11 protein-coding genes are annotated in these 12,647 nt (G+C 71.6%); 5 read left to right on the top strand and 6 right to left on the bottom strand.

Annotation, left to right across the window (positions count from 1 at the left end; genetic code table 11):
- Positions 1-3: 3 nt before the first annotated feature.
- The 3 genes from ABZ562_RS02660 to ABZ562_RS02650 are packed head-to-tail and all read right to left on the bottom strand — an operon-like array spanning position 4 to position 2,319.
- Complete coding sequence (locus ABZ562_RS02660) at positions 4-555, bottom strand: amino acid synthesis family protein (RefSeq protein ID WP_055555671.1); 552 nt, start codon at positions 553-555, stop codon at positions 4-6.
- Entirely contained in the window at positions 552-1,187 is a 636-nt protein-coding gene (locus ABZ562_RS02655) for an amino acid synthesis family protein (RefSeq protein ID WP_361472967.1), read from the bottom strand. The genes ABZ562_RS02660 and ABZ562_RS02655 overlap by 4 nt, the downstream gene beginning before the upstream one ends.
- Complete coding sequence (locus ABZ562_RS02650; RefSeq protein ID WP_361472964.1) at positions 1,180-2,319, bottom strand: LLM class flavin-dependent oxidoreductase; 1,140 nt, start codon at positions 2,317-2,319, stop codon at positions 1,180-1,182. The genes ABZ562_RS02655 and ABZ562_RS02650 overlap by 8 nt, the downstream gene beginning before the upstream one ends.
- 219 nt (positions 2,320-2,538) lie before the next feature.
- On the opposite strand from ABZ562_RS02650, the gene ABZ562_RS02645 reads away from it, so the two are divergent.
- Positions 2,539-3,456: a flavin reductase gene (locus tag ABZ562_RS02645; RefSeq protein ID WP_361472961.1), complete on the top strand. Its 918-nt coding sequence runs from the start codon at positions 2,539-2,541 to the stop codon at positions 3,454-3,456.
- Between the two features lie 91 nt (positions 3,457-3,547).
- Complete coding sequence (locus tag ABZ562_RS02640) at positions 3,548-4,975, top strand: cytosine permease (RefSeq protein ID WP_361472958.1); 1,428 nt, start codon at positions 3,548-3,550, stop codon at positions 4,973-4,975.
- Positions 4,976-5,099: 124 nt separating this feature from the next.
- Here the strand turns inward: ABZ562_RS02640 and ABZ562_RS02635 are convergent, their stop codons facing one another.
- On the bottom strand, positions 5,100-6,134 hold the full coding sequence (locus tag ABZ562_RS02635; protein WP_361472955.1) for a membrane dipeptidase: 1,035 nt from the start codon (positions 6,132-6,134) through the stop codon (positions 5,100-5,102).
- 193 nt (positions 6,135-6,327) lie between these two features.
- Between ABZ562_RS02635 and ABZ562_RS02630 the strand changes: the two genes are divergently transcribed.
- From ABZ562_RS02630 to ABZ562_RS02620, 3 genes are all read left to right on the top strand, one after another.
- Positions 6,328-7,065, top strand: a complete 738-nt coding sequence (locus ABZ562_RS02630) for a YoaK family protein (protein WP_361472952.1) — start codon at positions 6,328-6,330, stop codon at positions 7,063-7,065.
- Between the two features lie 43 nt (positions 7,066-7,108).
- A complete protein-coding gene (gene dnaK / locus ABZ562_RS02625; RefSeq protein WP_361472949.1) occupies positions 7,109-8,986 on the top strand; it encodes a molecular chaperone DnaK in 1,878 nt (625 codons plus the stop codon).
- An 81-nt stretch (positions 8,987-9,067) separates the two neighbouring features.
- Positions 9,068-9,754, top strand: coding sequence for a class I SAM-dependent methyltransferase (locus ABZ562_RS02620; RefSeq protein ID WP_361472946.1), 687 nt, complete (start codon positions 9,068-9,070; stop codon positions 9,752-9,754).
- A 346-nt stretch (positions 9,755-10,100) separates the two neighbouring features.
- Here ABZ562_RS02620 and ABZ562_RS02615 read toward each other — a convergent pair whose 3' ends face one another.
- Together ABZ562_RS02615 and ABZ562_RS02610 are read right to left on the bottom strand one after the other, a co-directional pair.
- Positions 10,101-11,273: an anhydro-N-acetylmuramic acid kinase gene (locus ABZ562_RS02615; protein WP_361472943.1), complete on the bottom strand. Its 1,173-nt coding sequence runs from the start codon at positions 11,271-11,273 to the stop codon at positions 10,101-10,103.
- Entirely contained in the window at positions 11,264-12,607 is a 1,344-nt protein-coding gene (locus ABZ562_RS02610) for an MFS transporter (RefSeq protein WP_361472940.1), read from the bottom strand. Before ABZ562_RS02610 ends, ABZ562_RS02615 begins: the two co-directional genes overlap by 10 nt.
- Positions 12,608-12,647 lie beyond the last annotated feature (40 nt).

Genomic DNA, 12,647 nt, shown 5'->3' with positions numbered 1-12,647 from the left:
CGCTCACTGCTCCGTGGCGAGCGGGGCCAGCCGGGCCTGGGGGCGGCCCTGGGCGGCGGCCGCGAGCCCGATGACAATCTCGTCGGCGCGTGGTCCGTCCGCCACCCGCACCTCGATGCTCTGGTGGTGCGAGCGGATCGTGGCGTCGGTGATGTGCTTGAGCGGGATGTCGAAGACCGTGCCCGCGGCCGCGCGCTTCTCCACGGCCGGCAGCAGGGTGGTCGCCTTCGCCGCCTTGCGGAAGTGGTCGCCGAACTTGAGCGTGTGGATCAGCCCGGAGCCGTGCTCGATCTCCCCGTCCAGGCCCACGATGGCGGCCTTCCCGTATGCCTCGACCGGCGCGCCCAGCGCCTCGACCACCCGCGGCGCCAGCAGCTCGCCGAGCTTCGGCGCCACCTCGTCGATGCCCGGCAGCAGATCCGTCACATAGCCCTGCCCGGCCCAGGGGTTCTCGATGACGGCGAGCACCACCGCGGTACGGGCGGGCGGGTCCACCGGACGGCCGCCCTCGCTGTGGATGTCCTCGGTGAAGGTGATGATCTTGCGGACGTTCACTGCACGGTCTCCATGTTTTTCGGGGCTGCCGTATCTGCCGGGTCTTCCAGGTCGGCGAGGCGGATGACGGGATCGGTGGCCCGGTCCCCGATCCGCGCGTTGGGGCGGGGGCCGGAGGCGCCGGCCGCGATGACGACGATCTCGTCGGGCCGGGGCGCGTCGGGGATGCGGATCTGGCACGTCTGGTAGTGCGAGCGGGTCGCGGCCGCCGTCTTGTGCCACAGCGGCACGGTCAGCGGCTCACCCGCCGGGAGCCGGTCGTCGCTGAACACGATGATCGAGGTGCCCTCGGTCAGCTCCCGCAGGACATTGCCGAAGAACGGGGTGTGGATCAGCGCCCCGCCGTGTTCGATCTCCCCGTTCAGCCCGACGATCGCGGCCTTGCCGAACGCCTCGACGCGCTCCACGCCGCCCAGCGCCTCGCTCACCCGGTCGGTGAGCATCCGCGCGAGCCCCGGGGCGATCCGCTCGACCTCGGGCTGCAGATCGGCGACCAGGCCCAGGCCCGCCCACGGGTTACGGATCACCGCCGCGGCCGCGACCCGGCGCACGGAGGAGGCCACCGGCCGCCCCAGCTCCAGCAGCACCTCGTCGGTGACGCTGACGACCTTGCGCAGGCCCAGGTCAGCCATGGTCGCCGCCATCGGTGAACCGCGGCATGACCTTCTCAGCGAACAGCTCCAGGCTGCGCATCGCCTTGCGGTGCTCCAGACCGGGGTGGGTGGTCCACAGCAGCAGATGCTCCAGGCCCACCTCCTCCCGCAGCTCGGCGATCTTCTCCGAGACGTACTCGGGGGTGCCGACCAGCAGATTGCGCTGCGCCAGGAAGTCGAAGGACAGCTCGTGGGCGTCGGTCAGTTCCTCGCCCGCCTCCATCAGGTTGCCCAGGCCCCGGAAGTGCATGATCCACCGGTAGGTGGTCATCAGCGCTTCCTCGAAGTCCGCGCGCGCCTGCTCCATGGTGTCGGCCACGTACACGTCCCGTACCAGGCCGATGCCCTCGCCGAGCGCGTACTCGCGGCCCGACGCCTGGCTCGCGGTGGTGCGGTACAGCTCGAAGCGCTCCTTGAGCGCCGAGACCGGCGGCAGCCAGAACATCCCCTGGACCCCGTCGGCCGCGGCCGCCTTGATCGACCGCGGGCTGTCGATGACCTGCCACAGCGGCGGATGCGGGCGCTGCAGCGGGAACGGCGTCACCTGCATCTTGGTGATGACCCCGTCCTCCATGTAGTCCGGGGTGGCGGGGGAGAGCGGATGGTTCCACTTCACCCCGGGGGCGGGGAACTGGTAGAAGCGGCCCTGGTGCGAGAAGAACTCGCCGCTCCACGCCTTGCGCAGGATGTCCACCGTCTCGTCGTACAGCGCGCGGTTCTGCTCCTGGTCGCGCGGGTCGGCGAGCGCGTTCAGATTGAGCGCCTCGCGCCCGTAGAGCCCGCGTCCGAGGCCGACCTCGACCCGGCCGCCGGAGAGCTGGTCGAGCATCGCGATGTCCTCGGCGAGCCGCAGCGGATGCCAGAAGGTGGCGATGTTCGCCGCCTGGCCGATCCTGATGTTCTCGGTACGGGCGGCGATGTCGGCGCCCATCAGGACCGGGTTCGGAGTGATCTCGATGGCCTCGTGGCCGAAGTGGTGCTCGGTGTACCAGGTGGACCAGAAGCCCGCGCGGTCCGCGGCGACCGCGAACTCCCGTGCCTCGTCCATGACGTCGGCGTAGGAGCCGAGCCGGCCCGGTGCTCCGAGGTTGTGGAATATCGAGAATCGCATGCAGCGTCCGTCCTGTTCTTCCGGGTCGCGCTGTGCCATGGCAGGGAGGCTAGGAGTCCGGTTGGGGCCCGTCAAGGGTTAACGCCCAGGCAACAACTTTGACCTGTGTATTTGGTGCGAGAGCGGTTCTTTCCCGGCTCATTTGTCCCAAGGTGTTGACAGCGGCTGGCGCCGTTCTTAGCGTCCTCTGCCATACAAGAGCCGATTGAGGGATCTGTCATGACGCACACTCTTGACCGCACCGCCCGCATCCGCTCCGCCTGGCAGGCCGCCTGGGATCAGGGCCGGATGGAGGCGTTCGACGAGTTGCTGAGCCCCGGCTATGTCCGGCGGCGCGGCCCGGCCGCGGCGCCCCAGGACCGCGAGCAGTTCAAGAACTCCGTACGCGCCATCCGTGAGGCGTTCCCCGATCTGCACACCGAGATCGAGGAGATCGTCGAGGACGGCGAGGAGCTGGCGATCCGCTGGCGCAGCACCGGCAGCCACACCGGCGACTTCCTCGGCGTGCCGCCCACCGGCCGCCCGGTCGAGGTCTCCGGCGCCACCTTCACCCACTTCGACAACGGTGTGATCGCCGAGGAGTGGGTGACCTGGGACCCCCGTCAGCTGCTGGAGGCGCTGGGGATCATCACCACCACCCAGGAGGCCGCCGTCGACGCCGACCTGGTGCGCGGGGTGCACCGCAAGTTCATCACCGGCGTGACCGTGGTGACCACCGACGACGCCGGTACGCCCAGGGGGCTGGCCGTCAACGCCTTCTCCAGCATCTCACTGGACCCGCCGATGGTGCTGGTCTGTGTGCAGCGCAGCTCCACCACCCACCCCGCGCTGCACCGGTCCACCCATCTGGGCATCAACATCCTCGCCGCCGGTCAGCTGGACGTCGCCAAGGTCTTCGCGTCCAAGTCCGACGACAAGTTCGCCGGACTGTCCTGGACCCCGGGCGACTCCGGCGTCCCCCTGATCGACGGGTCCTGCGCCCAGCTGGAGGTGGAGATCGGCGAGCGGCTGGAAGCGGGCAGCCACACCGTCTTCACCGGCCGGGTGGTCGCGGCCCGTCACGAGGACCTGGCACCTCTGGTCTACAGTGGTGGCGGGTTTTTCGATATCTCGAACACAGCGCCTTTGCCGTGGTGAGACGCCTTCGGCCGCGCCTGGACCCATCCTTCCCTCCGCAGCCTGCCACCCCCTGACGCCCAGATCTCCCCTGTCCCCAGGAGCCAAGCCCATGACCCACGACGATGCGGCGCCGGTCTACGGCAGCGCGGTCACCAAAGTCGAACCCTTCGGGGTCGATCACATCCCCGACAACGAGCGGCACGGCAAGCCCAGCTCGCAGTTCTTCGTCTGGTTCGCCGCCGGCCTCAACTTCCCGATCATCCTGCTCGGATTCAGCGCGATCAGCCTGGGCCTCAGCTTCACCGGCGCGGTCGCCGCGATCGTCGTCGGAGCCGGGGTCGGCTCGCTGCTGATGGCCGTGATGTCCAAGATGGGTGTACGGCTCGGGGTGCCGCAGCAGATCCAGGCACGCGGACCACTGGGCTTCTTCGGCAACTTCCTGCCGGTGGCGTACATCAATGTGTTCGCCGGGGTCGGCTGGGCCTCGGTCACCGTGATCCTCGGTGGCAAGGCGATCTCGGAGCTGACCCATCTGCCCTACTGGCTCTGTGGGTTGCTGCTCACCGCGATCGAGCTGGTGGTGTCCATCTTCGGCTACAACATGATCAATTTCCTTCAGCGCGTGCTGACTTATGTACTGACACCGCTGTTTGCGATGATCACGGTCGTGGCCCTGGTGCGGGGCGCGGGCACCTTCGAGGCCGACCCGAAGGCGTCCGGCTACATCGGGGACACCGGCGGCTGGATCACCTTCTGCGGCTGGTTCCTCTCCTTCCTGGTCGCCTGGGCGCCGTTCGCCTCCGACTACTCGCGCTATCTGCCGGACACCCCGAAGATGGTGAGCCGCACCGCCTGGTACACCGGGTTGGGCAACTTCGTCACCATCTGCTGGCTCGGCATCCTGGGCGTCCTGGTCGGCTCGAACGCCAACAGCACCGACTCCATCACCGCCCTCCACGAACTGGCCGGGCCGTTCGCCGTGCCCGCGCTCATCGCGGTCGGTCTCTCGGCGCTCGCGCAGAACTTCCTCAACGTCTACGGCGGCGCCATCTCCGTGCAGACCCTGAAGGTGCCGGTCACCCGGACCCAGGCGGTCACCGTCATCTGCCTGCTGGCGTATGTGATCAGCCTGTGGGGCGAGTCCGGGATCGAGGAGAAGTTCTCCGTGTTCCTCAACCTCACCGCGTACTTCATCGCGCCCTTCGCCACCGTGCTGCTCCTGGACTACTGGCTGGGCGGCCGCTCCGACCCGGCGCGGATCGCCGAACTGTACGACCGCGGACGGGTGCTCTCCTGGGGCTTCGTCGCCTGGGCGGGCGGCGTGCTGGCGTCCATACCCTTCTGGGAGTCCAAGCTGTACACCGGTGCGTTCGCCTCGGCGTACCCGAGCGCCGGTGACCTGAGCATGTACGTCGGCGCGGGCGCCTCCGTGGTGCTGTACCTGCTGACCTACCGGCTGAAGCCGCTGTGGGTGCGCGCCGGTGCCAAGGCCCCGGCCGGGACGTCCGCGGAACCCGCGGCGGTGGCGGGTTCCTGACGGCCCTTCGAGGAGCGGGCGGCATCGCGGCGGCGGTGCCGCCCGCCGACGTCGCACCGGCCGTTCACCGCCTGCGCGGGCGGTCCGCCGTTCACCGCCTGCGCGGGGCGGCCGGCGCGCCGGCTCACGCGGGGCGGCCCAGCTCCTTGCGGAACAGGTCCAGCACATTGCCGCCGAGGATCTGGTGGACCGCGGCCTCGGAGAAGCCCCTGCCCATCAGTGCCTCGGTGACCAGAGGGAGGCCGCGGGGCCCTTCCAGCCCGGGGACGACCAGCTCGGCGTACTCCACATCCTCGCAGCACGGCGGGTTGACATCGGAAGCGACCTCCTTGATGAAGTCCGGCCCCAGGCCCACCCGGTCCGGCCCGGCGACCCCCGCGATATGCGCGATGTGATCGGCCAGCCGGTCCACCGTCCGCTCGGCCGGGTCGGTGGCCAGGAACTCGCCGAGGAAGTTCACGCACACCATGCCACCGGTGGCCACGATGCCGCGGATCTGCTCATCGGTGAGATTGCGGTGATGGTCCAGCAGCGCACGCGCCGACGAATGGGTGGCCAGCACCGGACGGGTGGCCAGCTCCAGCACATGGGCGACGCCCGACGCGCTCAGATGCGAGACGTCGAAGAGGATGCCCAGCCGCTCCATCTCCCGCAGCGCCTCGACCCCGGCCGCCGTCAGCCGGCTACCGGTGGCGTCCTCGCCGCTGCCGTCGGCCAGCGCGGTGCGCCCCCAGTGGGCGATGGACGCGATCCGCACGCCCAGGCGGTGGACGGTGGGGATCAGTTCCACGTCGGCGTCGATGCCGGGGGCGCTCTCCAGCGCCAGCACCAGCGCGATCCTGCCCTCCGCCAGCGCGGCGTCGATGTCGGACCCGTCCAGGCACAGCCGTACCTCGTCCGGGTTGCCCTCGGCCAGCCTATGGGCACACTCGATCATGCGGAGCGTCTCCCGCAGCGCGCCCTCGGGGCGGAACTGGTCATCGATGAAGACCGGCAGCACCTGGAGGTCCACCCCGCCCTCGCGCAGCTGGGGCAGCCACCGCTCCCGGAAGAAGGACGCCCAGCGCCGTGGCGGGCGGGCGGCGACGGCCACCAGCAGATCGTTGTGGGCGTCGGCGACGACCGCGCGGTGATGGAGTTCGCGGGACACGTGCGGCATTCCTCCACGGCTCAGGGGAAGTTACGGGGTGGGGCACCCCGAACCTAGCGACGCCGTGGCGGTACGGGAAGCGGAATACGGCCGGAATCCCGGACCACTGATCCTTTGCGTCCGGGACCAGTGTTCCCCGCGCGTACCGGACCGCTGTTTCCCGCGCCCCCGGCGGGGCACCCGGGGCGGCCGGAGGTGGCCGATGGCGGACGGCGACGAGACCGCGGCCCCGCCCGGGGACGGCACCGCGCCGCCACCGGGCGGACGGGCGCGCGGCACCGGCGACGGCGGTCTGGCGGCGATCGCCGTCGCGCTCACCGTGGCCACCGGCGCGATGGACGCGATCAGCTTCCTCGCCCTCGGCGGCGTCTTCACCAGCGTCATGACGGCCAACCTCTCCCTCCTCGGCATCTCGGCGGGCGCACAGGACCCGGACCGGGCCCGGGACGCCGCCGTCGCGGTGGCCGGTTTCATCGTGGGCGCCCTGCTCAGCGCCCGTATCGTCCGGGGCGAGCGGGCCGCCGTGCGCACCCGCTGGGCCCTCGGCGTGGAAGTGCTCGCGCTCGGCGGGCTGTGGGCGGGGTGGGCCACCGCGGGCGGCCACCCGGGCGGGGGCGTGCGGCTGGGGCTGCTCGCGGTGGCCGCGCTCGCCATGGGCGGCCAGAGCGGTCTGGTGCGCGCCATCGGGCCGCCCGGGATGTCCACCACGTACCTCACCGGCACCCTGACCGGTCTGCTGGTCGACGTGGCCCGCGACGGCCGGGTGCGCCGGCTCAGCGTGGTGCTGCTCGCCGCCCTCGTCGTGGGCGCGGCGCTCGGCGCCCTGCTGGTCACCCATGCCGCTCCGGCCGCGCCCGCCCTCCCGGCCGGGCTGGTCGCGCTGGTCCTGGTGGTGTCCTTCACCCCGTACCGCGGTCGCGGCGGACATATCCGGCAATGAACAGCTTTTGGGATACTGGGAGCGTATCGGGAGGTGGTTCGAGATGACCCGCGCAGTCGGTATCGACCTGGGGACGACGAACTCCGTGGTCTCGGTCCTCGAGGGCGGCGAGCCCACCGTCATCACCAACACCGAAGGCGCCCGGACCACCCCCTCGGTGGTCGCCTTCGCGAAGAACGGCGAGGTGCTGGTCGGCGAGGTCGCCAAGCGCCAGGCGGTGACCAACGTGGACCGCACCGCCCGGTCGGTCAAGCGCCACATGGGGGAGGAGCGCTGGCGCTTCCCCGCCACGGGCGAGGTGGACGGCAAGCGCTACACCGCCCAGGAGATCTCCGCGCGGGTGCTGCAGAAGCTCAAGCGCGACGCGGAGGGGTACCTCGGCGAGGACGTCACGGACGCCGTCATCACCGTCCCCGCGTACTTCAACGACAGCCAGCGCACCGCCACCAAGGAGGCGGGCGAGATCGCCGGGCTGAAGGTGCTGCGCATCATCAACGAGCCCACGGCGGCCGCCCTCGCGTACGGGCTGGACCGGGAGAACGACCAGCGGATCCTGGTCTTCGACCTCGGCGGCGGCACCTTCGACGTCTCGCTGCTGGAGATCGGCGAGGGGGTCGTGGAGGTCAAGGCCACCAACGGGGACACCCAACTGGGCGGCGACGACTGGGACCAGCGCGTCGTCGACCACCTGGTGACGCGGTTCAAGAACCATTACGGGGTCGATCTGTCCAAGGACAAGATGGCGGTGCAACGACTGCGCGAGGCCGCCGAGAAGGCCAAGATCGAACTGTCCGCGGCGACCGAGACCGCGATCAACCTGCCCTACATCACCGCCTCCGCCGAGGGCCCGCTGCACCTGGACGAGAAGCTCACCCGCTCGCAGTTCCAGCAGCTCACCGAGGACCTGCTGGAGCGCTGCAAGGCCCCCTTCCACCAGGCGATCAAGGATGCCGGGGTCAAGACCTCCGACATCGATCATGTGATCATGGTCGGCGGCTCGACCCGGATGCCCGCGGTGACCGGCCTGGTCAAGGAGCTGACCGGCAAGGACCCGCACAAGGGCGTCAACCCGGACGAGGTCGTGGCCATCGGCGCGTCCCTCCAGGCCGGTGTGCTCAAGGGCGAGGTCAAGGACGTCCTGCTGCTGGACGTCACCCCGCTGTCCCTCGGCATCGAGACCAAGGGCGGGATCATGACCAAGCTGATCGAGCGCAACACGACGATCCCCACCAAGCGCTCGGAGGTCTTCACCACGGCCGAGGACAACCAGCCGTCGGTGCAGATCCAGGTGTTCCAGGGCGAACGGGAGATCGCCGCGTACAACAAGAAGCTCGGGATGTTCGAGCTGACCGGCCTGCCGCCGGCCCCGCGCGGGGTGCCGCAGATCGAAGTGGCCTTCGACATCGACGCCAACGGCATCATGCACGTCTCCGCCAAGGACCTGGGCACCGGCAAGGAGCAGCGGATGACGGTCACCGGCGGCTCGGCGCTGCCGAAGGACGACATCGACCGCATGATGCGCGAGGCCGAGAGTTACGCGGAGGAGGACCACAAGCGCCGCGAGGCCGCCGAGACCCGCAACCAGGCCGAATCCCTCGTCTACCAGACCGAGAAGCTGCTGCGCGACCAGGCCGGGAAGGTGCCCGGGGACGTCCGGGAGGAGGCCGAGACGGCGGTCGCCGAGCTGAAGGAGACGCTGAAGGGCGAGGACACCACCGCGATCCGGGACGCCACCGACAAGGCCGCCACCGTCGGGCAGAAGATCGGCACCGCCCTCTACGCGCAGGCGCAAGCGCAGTCCGGGACCCCGGGCGGCGGCGGAGGCGGCCAGGGGGGCCAGGACCAGCCGCACGCGGACGGCGACGAGGTCGTGGACGCGGAGATCGTGGACGACGAAAAGCCCAAGGGCGGCACCGGCTGACCGCGCCGGAAGGTCTGCCCGGGCCATGGCGCGCGGCCGGAATGCGAGGAGAATGGGGGTGATGTCGAGACCCTCGGGGATGTGTCCGTGAGCGACGGGACCGGCGACACCGGCTACGGAAACATACGGCTCGACCGCAGCGGTCAGGCCGAGGCGTTCGACGCCATCGGCGACCGCTACGACGAGGCGTTCCCGCACAAGGACGGCCAGCTCGCCGCGGGCGATTGGCTGATCGGCGCCCTCCCGCGCGGATCCCGGGTGCTCGATCTGGGCTGCGGCACCGGGCTGCCCACCGCGCGCCAGCTGACCGGCGCGGGGCTCCGGGTCACCGGCGTCGACCTGTCCGCCGGAATGGTGCGGCTCGCCCGGTCCGCTGTCCCCGGCGCCGACTTCCACCAGGCGGACATCGCCGATCTGCGCCGCGGAGGCCCGGTCGATCTCGGCCGGTTCGAGGCGGTCACGGCGTTCTTCTCGCTGCTGATGCTGCCCCGTGCCGAGATCCCGCTCGCGCTGGGCACCATCCGCCGCCTGCTGCTCCCCGGCGGGCTGTTCGCCCTGTCGATGGTGGAGGCCGATGTGGACGACTTCTCGATCCCGTTCCTCCGCTCCACCATCCGGGTCACCGGCTATCTGCGGGACGATCTGCGCGAGGTCATCGAGGCGGCCCGCTTCGAGATCGTCGGCGAGTCGTCCTACAGCTACGCACCGGCCTCCTCGGATGTCCCGCCCGAGGAGCAGATCTTCCTCCGGTGCCGACGAGGCGGCTGAGGAAACCGCGTCCGCGACGGACGGCACATGCTCATGGCGCGCCCCGCTCCCCAGGAAGGCCCGGACCGGACGGGGCTGGGTCGTGGGGCCCGCCGCGCGGTCCCGCCGGCCGCAGACCGACCGGCTGCGCTACATGGCGACCTGTCTCCACGCGCTCTACGGCCGTTCCTGAAGACTGAAGGCCGGTTCCCTGCGCGACCTGGCCGACGGGTGCGGCCAGAAGCGACGGGGAGGCCCCGAACCAGCTGGTTCCTGGCTCCCAAGCCGCCGAGCGCGGGCCGGGCCCGCCGGCTCACCCGCCGCCCCCGGCCGCTGACAGCAGGTGCCCCGGGGCCTTTGCCTCTCCTCACCGGCGGAAGATCTCCAGCCGGGACGGCGCCGGACGGTCCGGCGGCGGCAGCACGAGCGGCCGCCGTCCCGGGGTGATCGAGCCGAGGACGGCCGGGTGCCGGGCGCCGGTGCAGCTCGGCACCGTGCCCGCCAGGCCGTGGGCGGTCAGGAAGCCCAGGACGGCGAAGGCGTACGCCTCCTTGGCCGCCGCCGGAAGCCCCAGCTCGTCGGAGGCCCGCAGGGTGATGGCGCCGAGGTCGCGGCCGAGCGCGGCCATCAGGGCGGGGTTGCGGACGCCGCCGCCGGAGGCGATCACCTCGGTGGCGTGGACGGAGCGCGCCGCGTCGGCCACGGTGCGGGCGGTCAGCTCGGTGACGGTGGCGACGACGTCGTGGTCGGCGACGGAGCCGGTGGCCGCCAGCGCGGCCCGCAGATAGGGGAGGTGGAACAGCTCCTTGCCGGTCGTCTTGGGCGGCGGCAGCGCGTAGTACGGCTCGGCCAGCAGCCGCTCCAGCAGCCCGGGGTGCACGGTGCCGCGCGCCGCGAGGGCGCCGTCCGCGTCGTGGTCGAGCCGGCCGCCCGTCAGATCCCGGACCGCCGCGTCGATCAGGGCGTTCGCGGGGCCGGTGTCGAAGGCCAGCGGCTCACCGGCCCGGGGGACCACGGTGAGATTGGCGATGCCGCCCAGGTTCAGGGCGGCGCACACCCCGGGCCGTCCGCGCAGCCACAGCGTGTCGACCAGGCTGACCAGCGGGGCGCCCTGGCCGCCCGCCGCCACGTCCCGGCCGCGCAGATCGGAGACGACGGGGACGCCGGTGGCCTCGGCGATCCAGGCGGGCTGCCCGAGCTGCAGCGTGCCGTGCACCCGGCCGTCCTCGGCCCAGTGGTACGCGGTCTGGCCGTGCGAGCTGATCAGATCGGCCCGCCCGTCGCACAGTTCCCGGTCGGCGCGGACGGCGAGCCGGGCGAAGGCCTGGCCGATACGGGTGTCCAGCGCGCACACCTCCGCCATGGTGGTCGCCGCCGGTGGCAGCGCGGCGGCCAGCGCCGCGCGCAACGTGTCCGGATATGCGGCGCTGAGCAGGCCCAGCGGGGCGAGCACCAGGGTGTCGCCGTCGAGGGCCAGATCGGCGGCCGCCGCGTCCACCGCGTCATGGGATGTGCCCGACATCAGTCCGATCACGCGCACGGGGTCTCCTCCTCGGTCTCGTCGCGGGGCGTGGGCCGCTCCTCCTCCCGCAGCGCGCCCCGGTGGGCGTCGCCGCGCAGGGTGGCCAGGGCGACCAGGCTGAGGGCGCCGGTCGCGGCCACGTAGTAGGCGGGGATGTCCGCCTCACCGGTCCGTTTGATCGCCTCGGTGATGATCAGCCCGGCGCACCCGGAGAACACGGCGTTCGACAGCGCGTACGCCAGCCCGAGTCCCGTGTACCGGACCCGGGTCGGGAACATCTCGGCGAGCATCGCCGGGCCGGGGCCCGCCATCAGCCCGACCACCGCGCCCGCCACGAAGACGGCCACGCCCTGCACGAGGGCCGAACTGCCCGGGTCCTGCAGCAGGTTGAGCAGCGGGAAGGCGAGCACGGTGACGAGGGCGGCACCGGTCAGCATGACCGGGCGCCGCCCGATCCGGTCGCTGAGCAGCCCCGCCGGGAGGATGGCGGCCGCGAACCCGGCGTTGGCCACCACCGTGGCGATCAGCGCCTGCTGGAACGTGGCGTCCAGGGTGGCCTGCAGATACGAGGGCATGACGACCAGGAAGGTGTATCCGGCCGCGGCCCAGCCCATGATGCGTCCGGCACCCAGGACGACGGCCCGGGCCACCTCGCGGCGGGAGGCGATGGGACCGGCCGGCGCGCTCGCCGCGTGCGTCGCGCGGAACGACGGGGTCTCCTCCAGCCGCAGCCGCAGCCACAGCGCGGCCAGCCCGATCGGCAGGGCCAGCAGGAACGGCAGCCGCCAGCCCCAGTCGTTCAGGGCCTCCTCGCTCAGCGCGGTGGCCAGGACGGCGGCCGTCCCGGCGCCCGCGAGCAGCCCCAGCGCGACGGTGAACGACTGCCACGCCCCGTACAGCCCGCGGCGCCCCGGCGGAGCGAACTCCGTCATGATCGACACCGCGCCACCGAACTCCCCGCCCGCGGACAGCCCTTGCAGGATCCGCACCAGGGTCAGCAGCCACGGGGCGGCGGCGCCGACCGTGTCGTACGTGGGCAGCAGGCCGATGAGCGTGGTGGCGCCGGTCATCAGCAGCAGCACCAGGATCAGGGTCGGGCGCCGCCCGATCCGGTCGCCGGCGCGGCCGAAGACGGCGGCGCCGATGGGCCGGAAGAAGAACGCGAGCCCGAACGAGGCGTAGGTCTTGACCAGGCCCTCGAGGGCGCTGCCGCCCTCGGGGGTGAAGAAGTTCGCGGCGATGACCGTCGCGAAGAAGCCGTAGACACCGAACTCGTACCACTCGATGAGGTTGCCGGCCGAACCCGCCACGAGGGCGCGGCGCGTGGCCGGACCGGGGAGAGAAGCGCTCACATCCGCATCACGTACCCGCCGGGGGCGGGTGCGTACCGGA

This window comes from Streptomyces sp. NPDC019937, from assembly GCF_040631655.1.
Taxonomy (GTDB): Bacteria; Actinomycetota; Actinomycetes; order Streptomycetales; family Streptomycetaceae; genus Streptomyces.
This window is presented reverse-complemented; position numbering and strand designations above follow the sequence as displayed.

Excerpts from the sequence above, each read along its gene's own strand:
- ABZ562_RS02655 (WP_361472967.1), bottom strand. The coding sequence starts at position 1,187 with ATGGCTGACCTGGGCCTGCGCAAGGTCGTCAGCGTCACCGACGAGGTG.
- ABZ562_RS02650 (WP_361472964.1), bottom strand. The coding sequence starts at position 2,319 with ATGCGATTCTCGATATTCCACAACCTCGGAGCACCGGGCCGGCTCGGC.
- ABZ562_RS02645 (WP_361472961.1), top strand. The coding sequence starts at position 2,539 with ATGACGCACACTCTTGACCGCACCGCCCGCATCCGCTCCGCCTGGCAG.
- ABZ562_RS02640 (WP_361472958.1), top strand. The coding sequence starts at position 3,548 with ATGACCCACGACGATGCGGCGCCGGTCTACGGCAGCGCGGTCACCAAA.
- ABZ562_RS02635 (WP_361472955.1), bottom strand. The coding sequence starts at position 6,134 with ATGCCGCACGTGTCCCGCGAACTCCATCACCGCGCGGTCGTCGCCGAC.
- ABZ562_RS02630 (WP_361472952.1), top strand. The coding sequence starts at position 6,328 with ATGGCGGACGGCGACGAGACCGCGGCCCCGCCCGGGGACGGCACCGCG.
- dnaK (WP_361472949.1), top strand. The coding sequence starts at position 7,109 with ATGACCCGCGCAGTCGGTATCGACCTGGGGACGACGAACTCCGTGGTC.